The sequence below is a fragment of the Pseudomonas sp. 8209 genome (assembly GCF_028682105.1).
GTDB lineage: Bacteria > Pseudomonadota > Gammaproteobacteria > Pseudomonadales > Pseudomonadaceae > Aquipseudomonas > Aquipseudomonas palmensis.
Genome location: NZ_JANIAH010000001.1, coordinates 422,857 through 447,144, shown reverse-complemented (window position 1 = coordinate 447,144; position 24,288 = coordinate 422,857). Strand labels below are relative to the sequence as shown.

Annotated in this window: 19 protein-coding genes, 1 pseudogene and 2 riboswitches; of the genes and pseudogenes, 10 read left to right on the top strand and 10 right to left on the bottom strand. The window is 66.0% G+C overall.

Annotated features, from left to right (window positions below; all coding sequences use genetic code 11):
- Nucleotides 1-153 precede the first annotated feature (153 nt).
- Complete coding sequence (locus tag NP552_RS01955) at nucleotides 154-2,232, top strand: putative bifunctional diguanylate cyclase/phosphodiesterase (RefSeq protein WP_058540139.1); 2,079 nt, start codon at nucleotides 154-156, stop codon at nucleotides 2,230-2,232.
- Nucleotides 2,233-2,241: 9 nt separating this feature from the next.
- Here NP552_RS01955 and NP552_RS01950 read toward each other — a convergent pair whose 3' ends face one another.
- Entirely contained in the window at nucleotides 2,242-2,499 is a 258-nt protein-coding gene (locus NP552_RS01950) for a DUF1652 domain-containing protein (protein ID WP_043861439.1), read from the bottom strand.
- A 278-nt stretch (nucleotides 2,500-2,777) separates the two neighbouring features.
- Nucleotides 2,778-3,425: a DUF1345 domain-containing protein gene (locus NP552_RS01945; protein WP_054914577.1), complete on the bottom strand. Its 648-nt coding sequence runs from the start codon at nucleotides 3,423-3,425 to the stop codon at nucleotides 2,778-2,780.
- Nucleotides 3,426-3,506: 81 nt separating this feature from the next.
- Between NP552_RS01945 and NP552_RS01940 the strand changes: the two genes are divergently transcribed.
- The 4 genes from NP552_RS01940 (at nucleotide 3,507) to yiaY (ending at nucleotide 7,768) form a co-directional block, all read left to right on the top strand.
- Complete coding sequence (locus NP552_RS01940) at nucleotides 3,507-4,178, top strand: DUF3313 domain-containing protein (protein WP_043861440.1); 672 nt, start codon at nucleotides 3,507-3,509, stop codon at nucleotides 4,176-4,178.
- A gap of 157 nt (nucleotides 4,179-4,335) precedes the next feature.
- The gene (locus tag NP552_RS01935; protein WP_043861441.1) at nucleotides 4,336-4,788 is read left to right on the top strand and encodes a PACE efflux transporter; all 453 of its coding nucleotides are present in this window, start codon (nucleotides 4,336-4,338) and stop codon (nucleotides 4,786-4,788) included.
- A gap of 190 nt (nucleotides 4,789-4,978) precedes the next feature.
- Nucleotides 4,979-6,541 carry a threonine ammonia-lyase, biosynthetic gene (gene ilvA, locus NP552_RS01930; RefSeq protein ID WP_274096341.1) on the top strand — a complete coding sequence of 521 codons (1,563 nt, stop codon included), beginning with the start codon at nucleotides 4,979-4,981 and terminating at the stop codon, nucleotides 6,539-6,541.
- A 78-nt stretch (nucleotides 6,542-6,619) separates the two neighbouring features.
- Complete coding sequence (yiaY, locus tag NP552_RS01925; RefSeq protein ID WP_054914574.1) at nucleotides 6,620-7,768, top strand: L-threonine dehydrogenase; 1,149 nt, start codon at nucleotides 6,620-6,622, stop codon at nucleotides 7,766-7,768.
- Between the two features lie 80 nt (nucleotides 7,769-7,848).
- Here yiaY and NP552_RS01920 read toward each other — a convergent pair whose 3' ends face one another.
- Nucleotides 7,849-9,201 (bottom strand): GntP family permease, encoded by a 1,353-nt coding sequence (locus NP552_RS01920; RefSeq protein ID WP_043861444.1) that lies wholly within the window; start codon nucleotides 9,199-9,201, stop codon nucleotides 7,849-7,851.
- A gap of 100 nt (nucleotides 9,202-9,301) precedes the next feature.
- Complete coding sequence (locus NP552_RS01915) at nucleotides 9,302-9,841, bottom strand: gluconokinase (RefSeq protein ID WP_043861445.1); 540 nt, start codon at nucleotides 9,839-9,841, stop codon at nucleotides 9,302-9,304.
- Nucleotides 9,842-10,048: 207 nt separating this feature from the next.
- Between NP552_RS01915 and NP552_RS01910 the strand changes: the two genes are divergently transcribed.
- From NP552_RS01910 to NP552_RS25975, 3 genes and pseudogenes are all read left to right on the top strand, one after another.
- Nucleotides 10,049-11,068, top strand: coding sequence for a LacI family DNA-binding transcriptional regulator (locus NP552_RS01910; protein WP_054914573.1), 1,020 nt, complete (start codon nucleotides 10,049-10,051; stop codon nucleotides 11,066-11,068).
- Nucleotides 11,069-11,157: 89 nt separating this feature from the next.
- Nucleotides 11,158-11,940 (top strand): annotated as a pseudogene (locus NP552_RS25980) (PAS domain-containing protein); the annotation flags it as partial.
- Nucleotides 11,938-12,477: a methyl-accepting chemotaxis protein gene (locus NP552_RS25975; protein ID WP_373870429.1), complete on the top strand. Its 540-nt coding sequence runs from the start codon at nucleotides 11,938-11,940 to the stop codon at nucleotides 12,475-12,477. The pseudogene NP552_RS25980 and the gene NP552_RS25975, both read left to right, overlap by 3 nt.
- Before the next feature lie 8 nt (nucleotides 12,478-12,485).
- Here NP552_RS25975 and NP552_RS01900 read toward each other — a convergent pair whose 3' ends face one another.
- The 6 genes from NP552_RS01900 to NP552_RS01875 form a co-directional block, all read right to left on the bottom strand.
- Nucleotides 12,486-15,782: a transporter substrate-binding domain-containing protein gene (locus NP552_RS01900; protein WP_274096340.1), complete on the bottom strand. Its 3,297-nt coding sequence runs from the start codon at nucleotides 15,780-15,782 to the stop codon at nucleotides 12,486-12,488.
- Nucleotides 15,783-15,789: 7 nt separating this feature from the next.
- A complete protein-coding gene (locus NP552_RS01895) occupies nucleotides 15,790-16,404 on the bottom strand; it encodes a response regulator transcription factor (RefSeq protein ID WP_043861449.1) in 615 nt (204 codons plus the stop codon).
- Between the two features lie 295 nt (nucleotides 16,405-16,699).
- Complete coding sequence (gene cobM, locus NP552_RS01890; RefSeq protein WP_043861450.1) at nucleotides 16,700-17,446, bottom strand: precorrin-4 C(11)-methyltransferase; 747 nt, start codon at nucleotides 17,444-17,446, stop codon at nucleotides 16,700-16,702.
- 28 nt (nucleotides 17,447-17,474) lie between these two features.
- Entirely contained in the window at nucleotides 17,475-17,879 is a 405-nt protein-coding gene (locus tag NP552_RS01885) for a cobalamin biosynthesis protein (RefSeq protein ID WP_054914569.1), read from the bottom strand.
- On the bottom strand, nucleotides 17,879-18,568 hold the full coding sequence (locus NP552_RS01880; RefSeq protein ID WP_274096339.1) for a CbtA family protein: 690 nt from the start codon (nucleotides 18,566-18,568) through the stop codon (nucleotides 17,879-17,881). Before NP552_RS01880 ends, NP552_RS01885 begins: the two co-directional genes overlap by 1 nt.
- Before the next feature lie 11 nt (nucleotides 18,569-18,579).
- Nucleotides 18,580-18,765: a CbtB domain-containing protein gene (locus tag NP552_RS01875; protein WP_043861453.1), complete on the bottom strand. Its 186-nt coding sequence runs from the start codon at nucleotides 18,763-18,765 to the stop codon at nucleotides 18,580-18,582.
- Between the two features lie 114 nt (nucleotides 18,766-18,879).
- Nucleotides 18,880-19,108, bottom strand: a riboswitch (cobalamin riboswitch).
- A 56-nt stretch (nucleotides 19,109-19,164) separates the two neighbouring features.
- Nucleotides 19,165-19,362: riboswitch (cobalamin riboswitch) on the top strand.
- Between the two features lie 98 nt (nucleotides 19,363-19,460).
- On the opposite strand from NP552_RS01875, the gene cobW reads away from it, so the two are divergent.
- Both cobW and cobN read left to right on the top strand, forming a co-directional pair.
- On the top strand, nucleotides 19,461-20,531 hold the full coding sequence (gene cobW / locus NP552_RS01870; RefSeq protein WP_043861454.1) for a cobalamin biosynthesis protein CobW: 1,071 nt from the start codon (nucleotides 19,461-19,463) through the stop codon (nucleotides 20,529-20,531).
- Between the two features lie 3 nt (nucleotides 20,532-20,534).
- Entirely contained in the window at nucleotides 20,535-24,284 is a 3,750-nt protein-coding gene (gene cobN / locus NP552_RS01865; protein ID WP_274096338.1) for a cobaltochelatase subunit CobN, read from the top strand.
- Nucleotides 24,285-24,288 lie beyond the last annotated feature (4 nt).

Sequence of the window (24,288 nt, the reverse complement as noted above, 5' to 3'; positions counted from 1 at the left end):
AAGGCCGCGACGCGGTTCCAAAGCCTGATGGCCATTCGCCAAAAACATCCCGCCATCCCTCGGAAACTCCGTGCGTTTCGCTAAAGGTTGAGTACAATCATCGGTTTTTCACCGGGCCGGGACAGCGCCCGTCAACCGGGCCTTGGAACCTTCATGCTCAACGGTAGTTATTCCTCCTCGCTGGTCCTGATTTCGCTGTGCGTGGCGATTCTGGCGTCCTACACGGCGCTGGACCTGACCGGGCGCATCGCCACCGCCAAGGGCCGTGCCGCGTACCTGTGGATGGTCGGCGGTGCTCTGGCCCTGGGCACCGGGATCTGGTCGATGCACTTCATCGGCATGCTTGCCTTCAGCCTGCCCATCGAGCTGGGCTACGACCTGAGCCTCACCGCGCTGTCGCTGGTGATCTCGGTGCTTTCGTCGGGCTTCGCACTGTGGCTGGTGAGCCAGCCGAGCCTGCCGGGCCGCGTGTTGGCGCTGGGGGCGCTGATCATGGGCGCGGGCATCAGCAGCATGCATTACACCGGCATGGCCGCCATGCAGATGCAACCGGGCATCGACTACGACCCGCTGCTGTTCGCCGCCTCGCTGTTGATTGCAGTAGGCGCGTCGGTGGCCGCACTGTGGATCGCCTTCCGCCTGCGCCGCAATACCCCGTATGTACGCCAGATTCGCGGCGGCGCCGCCGTGGTGATGGGCATTGCCATCGTCGGCATGCACTACACCGGCATGGCAGCGGCCAATTTTGCCGACGGCAGCTTCTGTGGCGCGCTGGACGGTGGGCTCAGCGGCAGTGGCCTGGACTACCTGGTGCTGATCACCACCCTGGCGGTGCTGGCGGTGGCGCTGCTGACCTCGGTGCTGGATGCACGCCTGGAGGCGCGCACTGCGGAGCTGGCGCAATCGCTGACCCTGGCCAACCAGGAGCTGACCCAGCTGGCGCTGCACGACACCCTCACCGGGCTGCCCAACCGCAGCCTGCTGACCGACCGCATCGAGCAGGCCATCGCCAAGGTGGCCGAGCAGGGCGGCTGCTTTGCGCTGATGTTCATCGACCTGGACGGGTTCAAGCCGGTCAACGACGCGTTCGGCCATCACACCGGCGACCAGTTGCTCAAGGAGGTGGCGATGCGCCTGCGTGGCCACCTGCACAGCCAGGACACCCTGGCGCGCATCGGCGGTGACGAGTTCGTGCTGCTGGTGGAACTGGACGAGCCTGAAGACGCGGTGGGGGTGGCCGCCAAGCAGGTCAACCTGGTGTCGCGCCCGTTCCGGGTGGCCGAGCAGAGCCTGCAGATCTCCGCCAGCGTCGGCATCGTGTTGTACCCCGGCAACGGCGCAGACCAGATGGAGCTGCTGCGCAATGCCGACGCGGCCATGTACCACGCCAAGAGCGCCGGCAAGAACGCCTACAGCTTTTTCGATGTGTCGATGAACAGCAACGCGCGCCTGCAGCTGCAGTTGCTGCAGGACCTGCGCATGGCGCTGGAGCAGCGCCAGTTGCGCCTGTTCTACCAGCCCAAGTTCGATGCGGTGGGGCGCCAGCCTATCGGTGCCGAGGCCCTGCTGCGCTGGGAGCACCCGCAGCACGGCATGTTGCTGCCCGATCGCTTCATCCAGCTGGCGGAAAAAACCGGGTTGATCATCCCGATCGGCGAGTGGGTGCTGGACGAGGCCTGCCGCCAGATGCGCAGCTGGATGGACCAGGGCTATGAAAACTGGCGGGTTGCAGTGAACCTGTCGGCCATCCAGTTCTGCCATGCCGGGCTGGTTGACAGCGTGGCGTCGGCCTTGCAGCGTCATCGCCTGCCGGCCAACAGCCTGACCCTGGAGATCACCGAAACCACCGCCATGCACGACGCCGATGCGAGCCTGATGGTGTTGCAGCGCCTGTCGGACATGGGCGTGGACCTGTCCATCGACGATTTCGGTACCGGCTACTCAAGCCTGATGTACTTGAAGCGCCTGCCGGCCAACGAGCTGAAGATAGACCGTGGCTTCGTGCGCGACCTGGAACAGGACAGCGACGATGCCGCGATCGTGTCGGCCATCGTGGCGCTGGGGCAGGCACTGGGGTTGAGGATTGTTGCCGAAGGGGTGGAAACCGACCGCCAGCAGGACTTCCTGACCCGTCTGGGGTGTGATTCGCTGCAAGGGTACCTGCTCGGTCAGCCGCTGCCGGCCGAGCGTTTCATGGCTGATATCGAGAGACTGGCGGTGGGGCAGGCCTGAGCGCCAGCGTCAGGCCGAGCGCAGCGCACACGAGGGCTGGAACGCTTCAAGCTCGTCTTCCACCGCTTCGATGATGCGCTCCACATCCGACGCCGCCATCAGTGTGGCGCACGGAATGCCGGCAATCGCCAGCAGGGTTTCGCCGGTGGCGCGGTCGAACACGCGCGCCACCATGCTGCGCGGTGCATCCATGCTGGCTTCAAAGCCCAGGGGATGGAAGTGCCAGCGCATCATCTGGCAGGCGTTGGGAAACGTGAGCTTGTTCATGCCGGCCTCCTTTTACAGCTGACCCCGATTCGCTGAGCATGCCTGTACCCGGGACACGCTGCCCAGGGAAGGCCAAGACCCTAACCATAGCACCGATGCGGCCGCTGTCCGCCGCTTGTTTGCGCCCCGTTGCAGGATGTTTGACCTGCGTCACAATGGCTTTTTGCTATGTGTGGGTTGCGCAAGCGTTTGCGTGGTCCGCATTGCGGCGGGTGAGGCTGTCATGGCCGCTGAAGCGGGCAGGGTGGCGCCACGGGTATTTCAGACCAGCGGCGGGCTCAGCTGAGCAGGCCGGCGGCGATGTTGATGGTGAAACCCAGAATCGCGGTGTTGAACACGAAACCGATCACCGAGTGGGCCAGCACCACCCGGCGCAGTTCACGCCCGGCGACGCCCACATCGGAGGTTTGCACCGCGACGCTGAGGGTGAACGAGAAGTAGTGGAAGTCCCAGTAATCGGGGTTGCGCTCCTCGTCTGGAAAGCGCAGCAGCGGCTGCTTGGCGGTGCTGGTGTAGAACAGGCGCGCATAGTGCAGGCTGAAGATGGTGCCGATCAGCAGCCACGAGCCGGCCACGGTGAGGCCGGTGTACAGGTAGTGCAGGGCCTGGGTGCTGCCGGTCAGGCCCTTGCTGCTGGCCAGTTGCAGGGTGACTGCGGCAAGGCTGGCGATGGCCGCGATACTCACGGTAAACAGCACCAGCCCGGCATTTTCGTCCTCGATGCAGGCCACCTTGCGCACCTGGCCCGGTTTTGCCCGCAGGGTCAGCCAGAACACCAGCAGCAGGTACAGCCAGACCCCGAGGTTCCAGCCCGCCAGGATGTGTTGCACCAGGTTGTCTGCCGGGATGAACACGCCGCCCAGGCAGCCGACCAGTGCGGCGGCGCTGAGGCGCGGGTGGGTATGGGCCAGTTTGTGGAATGCCATGTTGCCTCACGTCGATGGATGCACCGCCAACTGTAGCCTATACCTAGGAAGCCTTTCTTCAGGCGCCACTGGAGCGACCGCATGAAACACGCATTGATCATCGGCACCTTGTGCCTGGCCGGGCTGGGCCTGGCCGGTTGTTCGAGCAGCACCGTGCAGCCCGACGAGTACTCCGGGTTCCTCAAGGACTACAGCCGTCTCAAGCAGACCACCTCGCCCTCCGGTGCCACGGTGATGCGCTGGATCGACCCGAACCTCAAGCTCGACCGCTACACCAGCGTATACATCGAGCCCAGCCAGCTGTATCCCAAGCCGCAGCCTACCGCGCGGATTCCGCAGAGCACCCTGCAAGGCATCACCCACTACTACGACCAGGCGCTCAAGCGCGAGCTGGGCAAGTCGTTGCCGCTGGCCACCGGCCCTGGCCCGGGGGTGATCGTGGTACGCCCGGCGATCACGGCCGTCAGCAGCAAGACCGAGGGCCTGAAGGCATACGAAGTGATTCCGGTGGCGCTGGTGGCGGCAGCGGTGAGCACGGCCTCGGGCATCCGCGACCAGGAGACCGATATCGCCACCGAGGCGCAGTTTCTGGATGGCGGCAACAACAAGGTGCTCGCCCAGGTGGTGCGCAAGGGCAGTGGCAAGCCGCTGGAAAACGACAGCCAGGTGATGAAGGCCGACGATGTGAAGGCAGTGCTCGATGGCTGGGCGTCCGACCTGCACCAGTCCTACCTCAAGCTCAAGGGCCATTGAGCCCTGTGCCAGGCCATTCGGGGAGCCTCGCAATGGCCTGGCAGCGTGTTGGCCGGTCTGCCGGCCCCAGCGGGCCGACGACAGTTGACCGCTTCAGCATTGAAACCCGGCTTCAATCAGCCTAGCCTGCGCGGCATACCGTTGAAAGGAGCCCGTCATGCAAGGCGTTACCCGCAAGATCACCCAGGCCATTCTGTACGAAGTCATCGCGGTGGCCTGTGTCGCACCGGCCCTGGCGTTGGCCTTCGATGAGGGCATGGCCCATTCCACCGTGCTGTCGGTGATCATGTCGGGCATGGCCCTGGGCTGGAACATGCTCTACAACTACCTGTTCGAGTTCTGGGAGGCACGTCAGGCCCGACGCAGCCGCACCTTCGTACGGCGCCTGCTGCATGCCATCGGCTTCGAGGGCGGGCTGGTGCTGATCCTGCTGCCGGTGGTGGCCTGGTGGCTGGACATCAGCCTGTGGGCGGCACTGGGCACCAACCTTGCGCTGTTCGTGTTCTTCTTCGTGTACGCCTTCGTGTTCCAGTGGGGCTTCGACCGGGTGTTCGGCGTGCCCGAATCGGCGCACGAACGCGGCGTGCAAGCCTGCACGAGCGCAAAATGAATGATTGACTTGAAAAAGGCCCTGGGCTAGTTTCGCTGCCATGACCTTATTCGCAGCGTTGCCTTCGCACAGCATTATTACCGCCATTATCAGATTGGCGGGCTAGCGAGCACCTTGCACCTAACCCGCCTTGGAGGCGGGTTTTTCCTTTCTGACTCCTGGGCACTTCAAAAAAAACCAGGAGTCACCGATGACCAGCCTTACCGTCTGCCCCAGCACCTCGACCAGCGCCACCAGCCTGCTGTCGGACTACGTGCGAAGGATTCTTGCCGCACCGGTATATGACCTGGCCATCGAGACGCCCCTGCAGCCCGCCCGGGCACTGTCCGAGGCCCTGGGCAACAACGTGCTGCTCAAGCGCGAAGACCTGCAGCCGACCTTTTCCTTCAAGATCCGCGGGGCCTACACCCGCCTCAGTCGCCTGAGCACCGAGCAGCGCGAGCGCGGGGTGATCACCGCGTCCGCCGGCAACCATGCCCAGGGCGTGGCGCTGGCCGCCCGTGAACTGGGCATGCGCGCCACCATCGTGATGCCCACCACCACTCCGGCGCTGAAGATCGAAGGGGTGCGCTCGCGCGGCGGCAATGTGGTGCTGCACGGTGACAGCTTCCCGCGGGCGCTGACCCATGCGCTGCAACTGGCCCAGAGCGAAGGCGCCACGTTCGTGCCACCGTTCGACGACCCGGACGTGATTGCAGGGCAGGGCACCGTGGCCATGGAGATCCTGCGCCAGCAACCGGGCGAGCTGGACGCGATCTTCGTGCCGGTGGGCGGCGGCGGCCTGATCGCCGGCATCGCCGCCTACGTCAAGTACCTGCGCCCGCAGGTAAAGGTGATCGGCGTCGAGCCGCATGACTCTAACTGCCTGCAGGCCGCGCTGGCCGCTGGCGAGAGGGTGGTGCTGCCCCAGGTCGGCACCTTCGCCGACGGCGTGGCGGTGGCGCAGATCGGCGCGCATTGCTTCGAGGTGTGCCGGCATTACGTGGACGAAGTGGTCACGGTCAGCAGCGACGAGCTGTGCGCGGCCATCAAGGACATCTACGACGACACCCGCTCGATCACCGAGCCTTCCGGTGCGCTGGCGGTGGCCGGGATCAAGAAGTACGTGGCCAGCCGCGGCGTGACGGGCCAGACCCTGGTGGCAATCGACTCCGGTGCCAACGTCAACTTCGACCGCCTGCGCCATGTGGCCGAACGCGCCGAACTGGGCGAGCAGCGCGAGGCGGTCATCGCGGTGACCATCCCCGAGCAGCCGGGCAGCTTCCGTGCCTTCTGCCAGGCCCTGGGCCAGCGCCAGATCACCGAGTTCAACTACCGCTACCAGCCCGGCAAGGAGGCCCGCCTGTTCGTCGGCGTGCAGACCCATCCGCACACCGACCCGCGCGCGCAGTTGCTGGCCAGCCTGGCCGGGCAGGGCTACGAGGTGCTGGACCTGACCGAGAACGAGCTGGCCAAGTTGCATATCCGCCACACCGTGGGCGGCCACTCGGCCCCCTCGCTCGACGAGCGGGTGCTGCGCTTCGAGTTCCCGGAGCGTCCTGGCGCCTTGCTGGGCTTTCTGGAGCGCCTGGGCAAGCGCTGGAACATCAGCCTGTTCCACTACCGCAACCACGGGGCTGCCGAGGCGCGGGTGTTCGTGGCGCTGCAGGTGCCGGACGATGAGCTGGCGCAGTTGCCAGGCACCCTAGACGGCATGGGCTATCGCTACTGGGACGAGACCGACAACCCGGCCTATCGGCTGTTTCTTGGCTGACTTTGCGCTGGATCAACATGCCCTGCGGCCCACGGGCGGATCCTTGAGGCAGAGATATAAAGCCTGAGGAATACCGCCATGAGCAGCACGTTTTTCATCCCAGCCGTCAACATCATGGGCATCGACTGCCTGGACGAAGCCATGACCGCCATTGTCGGCTATGGCTTTGCCAAGGCGTTGATCGTCACCGATACCGGGCTGGCCAAGGCCGGCGTGGCACAGCGAATCGCCGAGCAGCTGGCGATGCGTGACATCGACTCGGTGGTGTTCGACGGCGCCAAGCCCAACCCGAGCATCGCCAACGTGGAGCAGGGCCTGGCGATGCTCAAGCGCGAGCACTGCGACTGCGTGATTTCGCTGGGCGGCGGTTCACCCCACGACTGCGCCAAGGGCATTGCCCTGTGTGCCACCAATGGCGGGCACATCGGCGACTACGAAGGGGTCGACCGCTCCGCCAAGCCGCAATTGCCGCTGATCGCGATCAATACCACGGCCGGTACGGCCAGCGAGATGACGCGCTTCTGCATCATCACCGACGAGGCGCGCCACGTGAAAATGGCCATCGTCGACCGCAACGTCACCCCGTTGCTGTCGGTGAACGACCCGGCGCTGATGGTCGGCATGCCCAGGTCGCTGACGGCGGCCACCGGTATGGATGCACTGACCCACGCCATCGAGGCCTATGTATCCACGGCGGCCACGCCGATCACCGACGCCTGCGCACTCAAGGCCATCGAGCTGATCAGCCGCAACCTGCGCCAGGCGGTGATCGACGGGCAGGACCTGACCGCGCGGGAGAACATGGCCTATGCGCAGTTCCTCGCCGGCATGGCGTTCAACAATGCTTCGCTGGGGTTCGTGCATGCGATGGCGCATCAGCTCGGTGGCTTCTACGACCTGCCGCACGGGGTGTGCAACGCGGTGCTGCTGCCCCATGTGCAGCGGTTCAATGCGGCGGTGAGCGCGGCGCGCCTGCGTGATGTGGCACAGGCGATGGGCGTGGCGGTGGAGGGGCTGAACGCGGCGCAGGGTGCCGATGCGGCGATCCAGGCCATCGTGCAACTGAGCGACGATATCGAGATCCCGCCGGGGCTGGAGGTGCTGGGTGCGCGGGTGGCAGATGTGCCGACCCTGGCGGCCAACGCGCTCAAGGATGCCTGCGGCCTGACCAACCCGCGGCGGGCCAGCCAGGCCGAGATCGAGGCGATCTTCAAGGCAGCCTTCTAGCGCATCTTCGCTGGCAAGCCAGCTTCCACAGGGTTCTGCGGTACAGCCAGAACCTGTGGGCTGGCTTTGCGGCGATGCCGTCAGACCACCAGCGACAACAGCATGATGAAGATGATGCCCACCACCGACAGGATGGTTTCCATCATGCTCCAGGTCTTGAAGGTTTCGGCCACGGTCATGTTGAAGTACTGCTTGACCAGCCAGAAGCCCGCATCGTTGACATGCGACAGGATCAGTGAGCCGGCCCCCGTGGCCAGCACCAGCAGCTCGCGGTTCACGCCCGGTATCATGCCGATCACCGGGGCCACGATACCCGCACCGGTAATGGTCGCCACCGTCGCCGAGCCCGTGGCGATGCGAATCACCGCCGCCACCAGCCAGGCCAGCATGATCGGCGAGATCTGCGCCTGCACCGCCATCTGACCGATCACGTTGCCCACACCGGTATCCACCAGCATCTGCTTGAAGCCGCCCCCAGCCCCCACGATCAGCACGATTGCCGCCGTAGGCGCCAGGCTCTGGTCGAGCATCTTCATGATCTGCTGGCGGCTGAAGCCCTGGGCCGAGCCGAAGGTGTAGAAGGCCAGCAGCAGGGCGGCCAGCAGCGCCGTGATCGGGTGCCCGATCAGGTCCATCCACTGGCGAAAGATGTGCTCGGCCGGCAGTACCACGTCGGCGAAGGTCTTGAGCAGCATAAGGAACACCGGCAGCAGGATGGTTACCAGCGTGATGGCGAAGCTGGGCAGTTGCGTGCGCTCGGCTTCGCGGGCGATCTGGTCCATCAGCTCCTGGGACGGCGAGCCGGGGATGTACCGCGAAATGAACGTGCCGTACAGCGGCCCGGCGATGATCGCCGTGGGCAACGCCACGATCAGCCCGTAGAAGATGGTCTTGCCGATGTCGGCGCCGAACACGCCGATGGCCAGCAGCGGGCCCGGGTGCGGCGGCACCAGCCCGTGCACCACCGACAGCCCGGCCAGCAGTGGAATGCCGATCTTGATCAGCGATACGCCGGTGCGCCGGGCCACGATGAACACCAGGGGTATCAGCAGCACGAAGCCGATTTCGAAGAACAGCGGGATGCCCACCAGGAAGGCGGCGAACATCATGGCCCAGTGCACCTTCTGCTTGCCGAAGGCGCGAATCAGGGTTTGCGCGATCTGGTCGGCGCCGCCGGAATCGGCCATCAGCTTGCCGAGCATGGTGCCCAGTGCCAGCACGATCCCGACAAAGCCGAGTACGCCCCCGAAGCCGTCCTGGAACGACTTCATCACTTTGGCTACCGGCATGCCGGAGGTCAGGCCCAGAAAGCCCGCGGCCAGGGTCAGCGCCACGAAAGGGTGCACCTTGAAGTGGGTGATCAGCAGCACCAGGCCGATGATGGTCACCAGTGCATCAAGCAAGAGGTAGGTATCAGTTGCCAGACCGAACATGGTTCAGTGCCTCGTATTGTCATTGTTGTGGGCGGAACTTTTACAGCGTGCAGCAGTCGAGACAGCGCTATCTTTGGTGAGCCGGAAAACTGCCGGAAAATCAGGCAGTTCGCGCCAGTGCCGACTCACCGCAGGGCTTTAGCCAGGTGTCTACCTGACGGGCCAGCTGGGCGATGGGTTGGGTGGCGTCCAGGGTCAGGGTCAGGGTTTCGCCGCGCGGCGACTCCAGGGCGGCGAACTGGCTGTCGATCAGGCTTGCTGGCATGAAGTGGCCGGGGCGTGCCAGCACGCGGCGTTCGGCTTCCTGGGGCGTCAGTTCGAGGAACACGAAGCCCAGGTCGGGTACGGCGTGGCGCAGGGCGTCGCGGTAGCGCTTTTTCAGCGCCGAGCAGGTGAGGATCGGCCGTTCGCCGGCCTTGAGGGTGGCCTGTAGCTCTTCGCCCAGGCGGATCAGCCAGCCAGCGCGGTCGTCATCGTCAAGGGGAATGCCGGCGCTCATCTTCTGGATGTTGGCGGCAGGGTGAAAGGCATCGCCTTCGATCAGGCGGCCGCCGCTGCAATCGGCGATGGCAGAACCGACGCAGCTCTTGCCGCAGCCAGCCACGCCCATCACCACAATAGCGGACAGGGGAGAGTTCATCGGTACCTCCTGCGGGGCGAGATAGCGCTATCTTTGGCCGAGGCTGACAACGCCTCGGCGGCTTCCCACCCGGTTGTTATTGGTTTTGTAAAAGCAGTCTGGGCGCTCATCGCCGTGCACCTGCAGTTATGCATTGCCTGACGTCTGAGACAGCGCTACCTTAGTGCCCGTTCCCTTCTCTTTGCAAGCCGAAAAATAAAAGCCCCCATGACCCGCATTGGCTCCCGTACTACCGGTCGTCCCACCCTGGCTGAAGTGGCCAGGCTTTCCGGGGTTTCCCCGATCACCGCCTCGCGCGCCCTGCGCGGCATCAGCACGGTTGCCCCGGAACTGGTGCAGAAGGTCAAGGATGCTGCCGCAGCGCTGGGCTATGTCGCCAACCCGGCAGCCCGCGCGTTGGCGTCGGCACAGAGCCAGTCGGTGGTGGTGCTGATTCCGTCGCTGTCCAACCAGCTGTTCATCGAAACCCTCGAAGCCATCCACGACGTGATGCGCCCGCGCGGCCTTGAAGTGCTGATCGGCAACTTCCACTACGACGTGGCCGAAGAGGAGAACCTGATTCGCAACTACCTGGCCTACCAGCCGTGCGGCATGCTGCTCACCGGTTTTGACCGCACCGAGGCGTCGCAGCAGATGCTGGCCGCCAGTGGTGTGCCCTGCGTGCACATGATGGAGCTGGGTGGGCCGGACACGGCCACTTCGGTCGGGTTTTCCCAGCAGCAGGCCGGGCGCGCGGCCGCCCGACACCTGATCGAACGCGGACGGCGGCGCCTGGGCTTCATTGCCGCGCAGCTCGATCCGCGGGTGATGCAACGCGCCGACGGGTTCCGCCAGGCGCTCGACGATGCAGGGCTGTATGACCCGGCGCTGGAAATGCTCGCACCGCAGCCGTCATCCATCGGCCTGGGCGGCGAGCTGTTCAGCCAGTTGCTCGAGCGTCACCCGGAGGTGGACGGGCTGTTCTTCTGCAACGACGACCTGGCCCAGGGCGCGATTCTGCAGGCCTTGCGCCAGGGCATCGAGGTGCCGGGGCAGGTGGCGATGGTGGGCTTCAACGACCTGCCGGCATCGGCTCACCTGGTACCGCGCCTGACCTCCATTCGCACCCCGCGCGCTGCCGTGGGGCGGCAGGCTGCGCAGGCGCTGCTGGCGTTGCTCGACGGCAAGGGCGGGCAGCCGCGCACCCAGGACCTGGGCTTCGAACTGATGGTGCGCGAAAGCAGTTGACGTGGGGTGATAAACGGTGATGGCAGTTGGCTTGCAGGGTACAGAAGTGCATCTATGCTGAGCAAAAACCGCCAATGGAGTGGTAACCAATGTTTAACGCCCATCGCAAGTCTGACCTGGCTGAAATCGAGCGTTGCACCCAAGCGTTACACCACTCCAATGCCAAGCTTGCGGCCATAGGTCGCTCGATGGCCATGATCGAGTTCAGCCCCGACGGGGTGATTCTCGAAGCCAACGAGCGTTTCTGCTCCACCCTGGGCTATGCCGCCGAGGAGATCATCGGCAAGCACCACCGCATTTTCTGCGAGCCCGACTACGTCAAGAGCGATGAGTACCGCACCCTGTGGCGCGACCTGGCGCGGGGCGAGGCCCACAGCGGTACCTTTCTGCGGCGCGACAAGGCCGGGCACGATGTGTGGCTGGAGGCCAGCTACATGCCGGTGTTCGGCGCCAACCAGCAGGTCACCAGCGTGATCAAGGTCGCCTCCGACATCACCCGGCGGGTGGTCGAGGAGCATGAGAGCGACAGCCTGATCAATGCCATCAGCCGTTCCATGGCGATGGTCGAGTTCACCCCCGAAGGCAATGTGATCCGTGCCAACGAGAACTTCCTCAAGACCATGCATTACCGGGCCGAGGAGGTCATTGGCCAGCACCACAGCCTGTTCTGCCACCGCAGCGAAAGCGAGTCGAGCGCCTACAAGGCATTCTGGGCCTCGCTCAATCGCGGCGAGTACCATTCCCATCGTTTCGAGCGCAAGAACAAACTCGGGCAGATGGTGTACCTGGAAGCTTCCTACAACCCGATCTTCGATACCCGTGGTCGCCTGTACAAGGTGGTCAAGTTCGCCAGCGACATCACCCACCAGGTGTGTACCCAGCAGACGGCGGCCGAAGCGGCCCACGCCACCTCGGTGCAGAACGATGCCTGCGCGCGCAAGGGCTCGGAGGTGGTGCAGCATACGGTGCAGGTGATCGAGGAGATCTCCCGCGAGCTCAATGCCGCAGCCCGCAGCATCGATGCGGTGAGCAAGCAGTCGGAACTGATCGGGCAGATCGTGCAGACCATCCGCAGCATTGCCGACCAGACCAACCTGCTGGCCCTGAACGCCGCCATCGAGGCGGCGCGGGCAGGTGAGCACGGCCGCGGCTTTGCCGTGGTGGCCGACGAGGTGCGCAGCCTGGCGGCACGCACCAGCAAGGCGACCCTGGAGATCGTCGATGTGGTGCGCCAGAACCACGACCTTTCACTCAATGCGGTGGCCAGCATGCAGTCGAGCCTCAGCCGCACCGGGCTGGGGGTGGAACTGGCCAATGAGGCGGGGGAAGTGATCCTGGAAATCCAGCAGGGTTCGCAGCACGTGGTGGACGCCATCAGCCAGATCAACTCGACCCTGCAACTGCACTGAGCCTCATCTCAGCCGGCGGCAATGGATCGCTGCAGGTGTTCATGCAGATCCTTCAGGCTCTGTTCCAGTGCCGCCAGCAACGCCTCGATGGCCTTGTCCGGGGCCTTGCCGGTACAGGCCTGCTCCAGCGCATCGCAGTGCCCCACCAGGCCATGGGCCTTGAGCATCTTGGCGCCGCCCTTGATGCGGTGCGACAGGCTGCGCAGTTGCTGTCGACTCGCGCCTGAGCCCAGTGCACGCAACGCCTCGAGGTCTTCGGCGCTGCTGCGCTCCAGCTCCGTCAGCAGACGCTTGATCAGCCGTGGGTCACCCAGGGTCAGGTGCTTGAGGTTGTCGATGTTGAAACCGCTGTTGTCCTCGGCGCGGGGCTCGGGTGGCGCCTGCGGCTCGGGGGTATCCACCCCCGACAGGTGACGGCTCAAGGCGCCCAGGCCGATCGGCTTGAACAGGCAGTCATCCATGCCCGACGCCAGGCAGCGCTCGCGTTCGTCGGCCTGGGCGTTGGCGGTCAGGCCCAGGATCAGGCAGGGCGGGCGATTCGCCTGGGCTTCCTGGGCACGAATCTCGCGCGCCAGCTGGTGGCCGTCCATGCCGGGCATGTTGCAGTCGGTGATCACGGCGTCGAAGCGCCCGGCCTGCCAGGCTTGCAGGCCGCCCGCGCCGTCGCTGGCCTGGGTCACCCGATGGCCCAGCACGCTCAGCTGCTTTTCCAGCAGCATGAGGTTGGCGGGGTAGTCGTCGACCACCAGGATGTTCAGCCGCTGGCTGGCCTGCGCCGTTGGCTCCTGGGCCGGTTCCTCGGGTTGACTGGCAGTGCTGGCCAGCATCAGCGGCAGGCTGACCGTGACCTGGGTGCCATGGCCCGGGGTGCTGTGCAGCTCCAGGCTGCCCTGCATCAGTTCGCACAGGGTCCGGCTGATCACCAGGCCCAGGCCGGTGCCCTGGCGAGCCGGCTGGCTGCCGGCCTGGATGAAGGGGTGGAACAGGCGCTGCTGGTCCGGCTGGCTGATGCCGATGCCGCTGTCCTCGACGGCCAGGTGCATGTGCACCTGCTTGCCGCACGGTGTGGGCTGGCACTGCAGGCGCACGTTGACGCCGCCGCGCTCGGTGAACTTGATGGCATTGCCCAGCAGGTTGGACAGGATCTGGCGAAAACGCAGCGGGTCGATCTCCACCAGGGCGGCGGGGGGCTGCAGGTCCTGGGTCAGGCTGATGTCCTTGAGACGGGCGCTGCTTTCGAACACCTGCACGGTGCTGCGTACCAGCGCACCCAGGTCGGTGGGTTGTGGCGCCAGGCTCATGTGTCCGGATTCGATGCGGGCGATGTCCAGCACGTCGCCGATCAGCTCCAGCAGGCTGCTGGCCGAATCGAATGCCACCTGCAGGGAGTGCTCGTCGGTGCGGCCCTGTGCGGCATCCTTCAGGGCAAGCTCGAGCAGGCCGATCACCGCATTCATGGGGGTGCGGATCTCGTGGCTCATGGTGGTCAGGAAGGTGCTCTTGGCGTGGTTGGCGCTGTCGGCCTGTTCCTTGGCCACATGCAGCTCTTCGAGCAGGTGTTCGCTGATGCGCAGCTGCAGTTGCAGGGCCTGCTCGGCCTCGGCGCGTTGCTGCATCAGCTTGCGCAGGTAACGGTTCCACAACGCTATGGCAAGCACCAGCGCTACCGCGATGCCCAGAATCTGCAGCACCAGCGAGCGGTAGTTGCGCCAGGGCGTGTCGCTGATCAGGGCGTTGATGCGCCAGCGATTGACCAGCTGGGTCATCTGCTCGGGCGGGATGCTGAGCAGGGATTTTTCCAATATCGCATGCAGTGGCGAAGAACGTTCGGTGGCGAAGGCGGCGAGGGCCGGGGTGTCGTCCAGCAGGGTGGCGATGCGCAGGCGGTCCTTGAACATGCGGCTGATGAAGTAGGCGGCGTTGATCTGCGAACTGAGCGCCGCGTCCGCGCGGCCCTGGGCCACGTACTCCATCAGTGCCAGCGGGTCGTCGACTTCGATCAGGCTGATGGCGGGATAGCGCTGGCGCAGTTCGGCGCTCACCGGTGTACCGCGAATGATCGCCAGGCGCTTGCCGTCGAGCTGGTCGGGGTGGCGGATCGATGTATCGCGCACGCTGGTCACCAGCACCCGCGGGTTGGCCAGGTAGGGCCGGGTGAAGGCCAGGGTTCTGGCGCGCTGCTCACCATAGTTGAGCGCGCCGACGACCTCGGCTTCGCCCTGTTCGACCATGCTGATCATGGTGGGCACCGAGTCGGTCTCGATGATCTGGAACTTCAGCCCGCTGCGCAGGCTGATCTGCGCCAGCACGTCGGCGGTGATGCCGCGAAAGTGCTGGTTTTCGTCGAAGAAGCTCAGGGGCGCGAAGTACTTGTTGATGACCACGCGCACGCTGGGATGCTGCGCGATCCAGTGTCGCTCTTCGTCGGTCAGCGCGATGTCCGCCCGGTTGAGCAGGATGCTGCTCACGCCGCTGGTCCAGCGGCGCATCACGTTCAGCCGGTCGCTGTCGGTGATGCTGCCCAATGCCTTGTTCACCAGGTCCAGCAACGCGGTGTTCTCGCGCACCAGGGCAAAGCCGAAGGAAGAGCGCTGGGGTTTGACGTAGTGGGAGATCTGCAGGCTTTCGCGGTAGTTCTTGCCGATCAGGTAGTCGGAACTGATCGCGTCGCCGATGAATGCATCGGCCTGGCCCAGTGCCACCGCCGACAGGGCCGACATGGTCGAGGCGTACAGTTGCAGGTTCGCCCGGGGGTAGAGCTGGCGTACCAGCGACGGTGGCAGGTAGTGTTCGACCATCGACAGCGTCAGCCCGTCGAGCGGGTCGTCAGGGTCATGGGTCACGCCGACGGGGGTTGCGATGATCGGCTGGTCGTCGGCGTAGGGCTGGCTCATCACCAGTGCGCTGTCGGCGGCTTCGTAGCCGTTGGCGCTGCCCAGCAGGTCGATCTGGCCACTGTGCAGGGCGGCGATGGCCTGGATACGGTTCGGGAACTGCAGCACCTGCACCGGGATCTTCAACTGCTCGCCGATCAGGCCGGCGAAGTCGGCGCTGACCCCTTCATAGTCGTGCTGGCTCACATTGATGTCGAAGGGCGGGTAGTCCGGCGCCGAGGTGCCCAGGCGCAGCACCTGCTTGTGCTTGAGCCACCGACGTTCGGCGAGGGTCAGCGAGGGTGGCGCACTGCTGCTGACCGAGCGCCCGAGCAGTTGCCGGGCAACCCCCGGCTCCTGTGCCATGGCGCTTATCGCCAGCCACTGCACCAGGCAGGCGAGCAGCAGGGCAGGCAGGCAACGCTTGGTCATGGGCGGCTCAGGTCAGTGCGTTGCGGTTGGCCACATCGATCAACTCAACCAGCGATACCACCCCGAGCTTTTCCATGATGCGGGTCTTGTAGGTGCTGATGGTCTTGGCGCTGAGGATCATCGCCGTAGCGATTTCGCCGTTGCTGGCGCCCTTGGCCAACTGGCGCAGCACCTCGAACTCACGGTTGGACAGCTTGTCCAGGCGCTGGAGTTCCGAGCTTGACCGGTCATTGAAGCGTGACGCATCGGGCAGGTAGGAGTAACCGTTGAGCACGGCCTTGAGGGCGGCGCTCAGGATATCGAGGTCTTCGTCCTTGCGCACGAATGCCGAAGCACCGGACTCGATGCAACGGCGGGCGAACAGCCGGGGTGGGCGGCCGGTCAGTACCAGGATACGTGGCGGGTTGGTCAACTGGCTGAGCCGCTCCAGCACGCTCAGGCCATCCAGGCGTGGCAGCCCCAGATCGAGGATCACCACGTCAGGCTGCAGCTTGCGCGCCAGTTCGACGGCACTGGCGCCGTCTCGGGCTTCACCGACGATGTTGTAGCCATCGCGCTCCAGCAGGGTGCGGATGGCGAAGAGGATGGTGGTGTGGTCATCAACGATCAAGACTTTGGGCATCGCGCAACTCCTTGTCAGAGAGGTGATCCAGGCCCCGAACCGTTCGGGGCGACGCCTGCCCAGGCTCTGGCAAGGCGGCCAAGATACGTGGAAACGCTCAGCAGGAGTACGTCCAGTATAGAAGTGAGGAAGAAATCAGTTCGATTAGAGGATTTTTCTTACAAGGCGCTCGAAAGTTCTGTAGCCGATTTCCTATCGTCTGGGCCGGTTGTCGCCTGCAGGGGCTGTTGAATTGGCAGGCGCGCCCATGGGAACGCGCCGGGCATCGGGCCGGGAGGGCCGCCGTCAATGGCCGTCAAGGTCGGTACAGGTGCGCATGCCCGGCGCGGTAGAGCGCCGACTCGCTGAAGGTATCGCTGCCCAATACCCGGCCCACCAGGATCAGTGCGGTGCGTCGAAAGCCCTTGGCCTGCACCCGTTGCACGATGTCGTCCAGGCTGCCCAGCACCCAATCCTGATCTGGCCAGGTGGCGCGGTGCACCACGGCGATCGGGCAGTCGCTGCCGTAATGCGGGCGCAGTTCCTCGACGATTCTGGCCAGGTGCTTGACCCCCAGGTGAATGGCCAGGGTTGCCTGGTGGCTGGCCAGGCTCCCCAGCGATTCGCCCGGCGGCATCGGCGAGGTATCGCCGTAGCGCGTCAGGATCACGCTCTGGGCGATGTCCGGCAGGGTCAGCTCGCATTCGAGCAGGGCGGCACTGGCAGCCACGGCGGTCACGCCGGGGATGATCTGGAACGGGATACCCAGTTCACGCAGGTGGCGGATCTGTTCGCCGATCGCACCGTACAGCCCAGGGTCGCCGCTGTGTACGCGGGCCACATCCTGGCCGTTGGCGTGGGCCGTGCGCATCAGCTCGATGATCTGCCCCAGGTGCAGTTCGGCGCTGTTGATCACGGTTTCGGCGCGGTGGCCTTCGAGCACGGCGGCGGGCACCAGCGAGCCGGCATAGATGATCACCGGGCAGCTGTGGATCAGGCGCTGGCCCTTGACGGTGATCAGCTCGGGGTCGCCCGGGCCGGCACCGATGAAATAGACGGTCATGATGAATCCTTGGAAAGATTGCGCGGCATTATCCGTCAAACGGCGGGGCCCAGGCCAATGCCAGGGTGGCGGCGCCTTGCACGGTGCGTGGCAGGCGCAGTGCGGCATTGGCGCCGCCGCGTTGCTCGGCCAGGGCCAGCGCGGCGCTTTCGGCCACCCCATGGCAGCCGCTGAGGGCGAACGCCGTGGGCGAACGGTGGCTCAGGCGGCTTTCGAAGGGGGCCAGTTGCGCGGCCGAAAAGAACACCAGCGGCAACCCCAGTTGCCTGGCCAGTTCATGCAGGCCGGGTTCGTCGGCCTTGAGGTCGATGCTGGCCAGCCCGGCGAGGGCAGAGGCGGGCAGGTGATGGGCGAACAGGGTCTGCTGGAGCAGGGCGGCCAGTTCGCGGGCCGGGCAGCCGCGACGACAGCCCAGCCCGGCATACAACTGCATCAGGCTGGCTGGCGACGGTACAGCCAGGCACTGAGCAGGCCCAGGGCCAGCCAGAACGCGGCATTGGTCAACAGCGACGCCACCTTGAACTGCGCCTCCAGTGCTTGCGGCGCCAGGCTCTCGTGCACCTCCGGCTGCGGCGCACCGATCACGTGCGGAACAACCAGCAATGCCACACCCAGTGCCTTGAGCAGCCAGTTGTGGGCAAACACGATCAGGGCCAGGCCGGCAGCAGTGGCAGCCGCGGCGCCCACCCACCACAGTTGACGCTGCGCCAGGTCTGCGGCGGCAGTGCCCGGCAGCTCTGGCGGCAGCCCGAGGGTGGGCGCCAGGCAGAATACCGCGAACCCGGCAAGCCCCCAGGCTGCGCCGGTGGCGGTACGGCCCGGCGCACGCAGGGTGTACAGCGCAGCCAGGATCAGGGCAAAGCCGACCGCCACCACCAGGTTGCCACCGGTGGTCGACAGCACGCGCTGCCAGCCGTCTTCAGGCGACCAGGCCTCGGCATCGTGGTGGTGGCCTTCACCCGCGGCGTCGGCATGCTCATGGGCTTGGGCGGCCGGTGCCGGGTTCTCGTAGGTTTCGGCCTGCAGAATCAGCGGTGCGACCCAGAAGCTTTGCAGCAGGGTCAGCAGCAGGGCGGCGAGCAGGCCGGTAAAGCCTGCGGTGCGGGCAATGCGCTTGATCATCGGGGCAGGTCTCAATGGCAAGGGAACGCGGCGCTGTGGCGGGTATCGTGGGCAGCGTTGTGCACCGCCTCGATGTGCGAGAAGCCGGCGAAGTAGACCAGGCAAAGGCCCAGCAGCGAGGCACCGATGGCGACGGCCAGGCGCTGGCTGAGGGTAGTGGGGGTGACGAGGGGCTGGCTGGCGGTACTGATGGGCATGGCGCGTTCCTTTTTGCTGTTGTCGTGTCGTCGGGGCTATCGGCAACAGGCAAGCGCGGCCAACCCCTGCGCGAGGCTCGCCCAGGGGTTCAACAGCGCCCGCCCACCGCGGGTTTGTCATGACTGTATCGGGCCGGTCTCCGGGCTTGCGAGGGCTGGCAGCATGCTCAGCCTGAGGGCGTCACCTTCCCATGCCGCACAGCTGGCACAGTGGTAAAGACGCTTTCCTCGCTTACCGTTGCGGGGGCAGCACCGGATTTGTCGCTGCTTCTTTGCAGAAGCGGCTGACGCACCGGTTTCCCGTTTCACCTTGTAAAAAGGCACCCGAACGAATGCGGCTAGCAAATCATGCGCGCCGGCATCCGTCAATACAGCGGTTGACCTGCCCCGGACCACTGCGTAGCCTAGCCGCTTCGAGGTTCTGCGGCCCTGGCTGCAGCTAAGACGGGAATACGGTTCAAGCCGTGGCTGCCCCCGCAACTGTAAGCGTTAACGGCATCGGCCGTGCCACTGCCCCGGGCGGGAAGGCGTCGATGCTGCCGGCAGGCGTGCCGGCACAGCGCGAGCCAGGAGACCTGCCTCGAACAGTTTCCGACTTTCAACCGGGCGGGGTGATCCGGTGGCGAATGCGCTCAGGCAGCAAGGCTCCTGCGGCTCTCGTCCTGCATGCCCGCCATCCTGCCAAGGGCACCCCCATGAAAACACTGGCCAAACTCCCCGTCACCATCGTTACCGGCTTCCTCGGCTCGGGCAAGACCACCTTGCTGCGGCACATGCTCGACAACGCCCAGGGCCGCCGCATCGCGGTGATCGTCAACGAGTTCGGCGAGCTGGGCATCGATGGCGAGATCCTCAAGCAGTGCAGCATCGGCTGCACCGAGGAAGAAGCCAGCGGGCGCGTCTACGAGCTGGCCAACGGCTGCCTGTGCTGCACCGTTCAGGAAGAGTTCTTCCCGGTGATGCGCGAGCTGGTGGCGCGCCGTGGCGACCTGGACCATATCCTCATCGAAACCAGCGGCCTGGCGCTGCCCAAGCCGCTGGTGCAAGCCTTCCAGTGGCCGGAAATCCGCAACGCCTGCACAGTCGATGCGGTGATCACCGTGGTCGACAGCCCGGCCGTGGCCGCCGGCACCTTCGCTGCCTACCCCGACCAGGTGGACGCCCAGCGCAAGCTCGACCCGAACCTGGACCACGAGTCCCCACTGCACGAACTGTTTGCCGACCAGCTGGCCAGCGCCGACCTGGTGGTGCTGAACAAGGCTGACCTGATCGCTGCCGACGACCTGGCCAGGGTGCGCGCCGAGGTGGCCGAGGAACTGCCGCCTGCGGTCAAGGTGGTGGAGGCCAGCAGCGGCCGCCTGCCGTTGGACGTATTGCTGGGCCTGGGTGCCGAGTCCGAGCAGCACATCGACGCGCGTCGTACCCACCACGATTCGCACCATGACGGCGATGACGACCACGACGATCACGACCATGATGCCTTCGACTCCATCTCCATCGAGTTGCCCCAGGCTGACGAAAGCCTGCTGCTCGATGCCCTGACCCAACTGGTGGTGCAGCACGGCATCCTGCGCGTGAAGGGCTTCGCGGCCATTCCGGGCAAGCCGATGCGTCTGCTGGTGCAGGGCGTGGGTACGCGCTTCGACAAGCACTTCGACCGCGCCTGGCGCAGCGACGAGCCACGTACCACGCGCCTGGTGCTGATCGGCCAGGACCTTGACGCCGTGCAACTCGAAGCCAGCCTGCGCGCCGCACTGGGCGCCTGACCCATGCACCTGCTGCGGACCCAGCCCGGCGGCTTTGTGCCGGACGACAGCATCGCCGACCTCGGCCAGACCCCCGCCGACCTGGTGATTCTCTGCAGCGGTGATTCGCACCTGGCACTGCTGGCCGAAACCGCCCAGCAGTTGCCGGACGACTACCCCAGCCTGCGCCTGGCCAACCCGATGCAGGTGCAGAACCATGCTTCGGTCGACCTGTATGTGGACGAAGTGCTGCGCCATGCCAAGGTCATCCTGGTGTCGCTGCACGGCGGCATCGGTTACTGGCGCTATGGCGTGGAGCAACTGGTGGCGCTGGCGGGGCGGGGCGTGCAACTGATCCTGGTGCCGGGCGACGACCGCCCGGACCCTGAGCTGACCAGCCTGAGCACGGTGCCCCCTGCCCAGGCCGAACGGTTGTGGCACTACCTGCGCCAGGGCGGCAAGGCCAATGCGCTGAACCTGTTCCAGTGCCTGGCCAGCCAATGGCTGGGCCGCGACTACCACTGGGACGAGCCGCAGCAGTTGCCGCGCACCAGTGTCTATCACCCGCAACACCCCCAGGCGAGCGTGGACAGCTGGCGTGCCCTGTGGCAGCCCGGCCAGCCCGTGACGCCGATCATCTTCTACCGCTCGCACCTGCAGGCCGCCAACACGGGGTTCATCGATGCGTTTTGCGAGCGTCTGCAAGGCGCGGGGCTCAACCCGCTGCCGATTGCCGTGGCCAGCCTCAAGGAGGCAGCCTGCCTGGACCAGGTCGAGCAATGGCTGGACCAGGTCGACGCGGCCCTGATCATCAACACCACAGGCTTCGCCCAGTCCAGCCCGCAGCAGCCGCATTTGCGCCCGTTCCGGCGCGACATCCCGGTGCTGCAGGCCATCTGCGCACAGGACAACCAGCCGGCCTGGGAGGCCAGCGAACAGGGCCTGGGGGCCCGCGACCTGGCCATGCACATTGCCCTGCCGGAACTGGACGGACGCATCATCAGCCGACCGATCAGCTTCAAGGACCTGGCCTGGCGCAGCGAACGCAGCCAGTCGGACGTGGTGTGCTACAAGCCGCACCTGGAGCGCATGGATTTTGTTGCGGAACTGGCCCGGCGCTGGTGCGAGCTGGCGCGCCTGGGCAACCCGCAAAAACGCGTTGCGCTGATTCTGGCCAACTACCCGACCCGCGACGGGCGCATCGGCAACGGTGTGGGGCTGGACACCCCGGCGGCGGCGCTCAACATCCTGCGCGCCATGCAGGCCCAGGGCTACCCGGTGGGGCCGTTGCCAGACAGTGGCACGGCGCTGATCCAGGCCCTGCTCGGCGGGGTCAGCAACGACCTCGACACGCTCGACCAGCGCCCTTGTGCGCAGAGCATGGCGCTGGACGATTACCGCGCCGCCTTCGCCCTGTTGCCCCAGGCCAACCAGCAGGCGGTGCGCGAGCGCTGGGGCGAGCCGGAGCAGGACCCGATGTTCCGCAGCGGGCGCATGATGGTCGCCGGCCTGCGCCTTGGCCTGACCTTCGTCGGTATCCAGCCGGCGCGCGGTTATCAGGTCGACCCCAGTGCGGTGTACCACGACCCCGACCTGGTGCCGCCGCATGGCTACCTGGCGTTCTACTTCTGGCTGCGCCACGCCTATGCCGCCGATGCGCTGATCCACGTGGGCAAGCACGGCAACCTGGAGTGGCTGCCGGGCAAGGGCGTCGGCCTGTCAGGCGGGTGCTGGCCGGACGCGTTGCTGGGGCCGCTGCCGAACATCTACCCGTTCATCGTCAACGACCCGGGCGAGGGCGCACAGGCCAAGCGCCGCACCCAGGCGGTGATCATCGACCACCTGATGCCGCCGTTGACCCGCGCCGAAACCTACGGGCCGTTGCGCGACCTGGAACTGCTGGCCGACGAGTACTACGAGGCGCAACTGCTGGACCCGCGCCGGGCCCGTGAACTGCAGCGCGACATCCTCAACCTGGTGCGCGACAACCACATCGACCGCGAGCTGCAACTGGAAGGCGCGCTGGACGATGCGGCGGTGTGGCTGCCGCGCCTGGACACCTATCTGTGCGACCTCAAGGAGTCGCAGATTCGCGACGGCCTGCATGTGTTCGGCCAATCGCCGGACGGTCGCCTGCGGATCGACACGCTGCTGGCCCTGCTGCGGGTGGAACGTGGTGATGGGCGCGGCCCCAATGCCAGCCTGCTGCGCGCCCTGGCCCGCGGCCTGGGGCTGGGCTTCGACCCGCTGGACTGCGACCTGGGCCTTGCCTGGGAAGGGCCACGGCCGCCGAGCCTGGCACAGGTGAGCAGCGAGGCCTGGCGGACCAACGGCGACACCCGCGAGCGGCTTGAACTGTATGCCGCCCGCCTGATCGAGCAGACCCTCGACGGGGCGCCGGCCAGCCACCAGCACAGCGCCGACGTCGAGGCCGTGCTGCAGGCGCTGCGGGCCCAGGTGGCGCCGCAGCTGGATGCCTGCGGCCCGGCCGAAATGCAGGGCCTGCTGGCGGCGCTGGACGGGCGTTTCGTGCCGGCGGGGCCGAGCGGGGCGCCCAGCCGCGGGCGCCTGGACGTGCTGCCCACCGGCCGCAACTTCTACACCGTGGATGTGCGCAACCTGCCCACCGCCACGGCATGGCGCATCGGTTTCGCCTCGGCCAACCTGATTCTGGAACGCCACCTGCAGGACCACGGCGACCACCTGCGCCAGCTCGGCCTGTCGGTATGGGGCACGGCCACCATGCGCACCGGCGGCGACGACATCGCCCAGGCCATGGCCCTGCTCGGCGTACGACCGGTATGGGCCAGCGGCAGCCAGCGGGTGGACGACTTCGAGATCCTGCCGGTGAGCCTGCTGGATCGCCCACGGGTAGACGTGACCCTGCGCGTTTCGGGGTTCTTCCGCGATGCGTTCGGCAACCTGATCAAGCTGTTCGACGCGGCGGTGCAGGCCGTGGCGGCACTGGATGAGCCGGATGACCTCAACCCCCTGGCGGCCAAGGTGCGCAGCGAGCGTGCCGAACTGCTGGCCGCTGGTCTGAGCCCCGAGCAGGCCGAGCGCCAGGCGGGCTGGCGGGTGTTCGGCTCCAAGCCCGGTGCCTACGGCGCCGGGGTGCAGAACGCCATTGACGGCCGTCTGTGGCACAGCCGTGAAGACCTTGCCGAGGTCTACATCAACCATGGCGCGTATGCCTATGGCGCCTCGGACGACGGCACCGCCGCGCGCGAACCCTTTGCCCGGCGCCTGAGCCAGGTGCAGGCGGTGCTGCAGAACCAGGACAACCATGAGCACGACCTGCTCGATTCCAATGACTACTACCAGTTCCAGGGCGGCATGCTCGCGGCGGCAGAAAGCCTGGCCGGCGCCGGCGTTGCCAGTTACCACGGCGATCACAGCCAGCCGGATCGCCCGCGCATTCGCACCCTCAAGGAAGAACTGAACCGGGTGATCCGTGCGCGTGCGCTCAACCCCAAGTGGATCGACGGGGTCAAGCGCCATGGCTACAAGGGCGCGTTCGAGATGGCCGCGACGGTCGACAACCTGTTCGCCTTCGATGCCACCACGCACCTGATCGACGATCATCATTACCAGTCGCTGGCCGAGGCCTATGTGCTCGATGCCGCGACCCGCGAGTTTATCCGCCAGCACAACCCCGAGGCCCTGCGCGACATCACCGAACGTTTGCTGGAGGCCCAGCAGCGCGGGCTGTGGCAGGCACCGGGCGAGTATCGCCAGGCCCTGGAAGAGCAACTGCTGGACGCAGAGGAATAAGCCA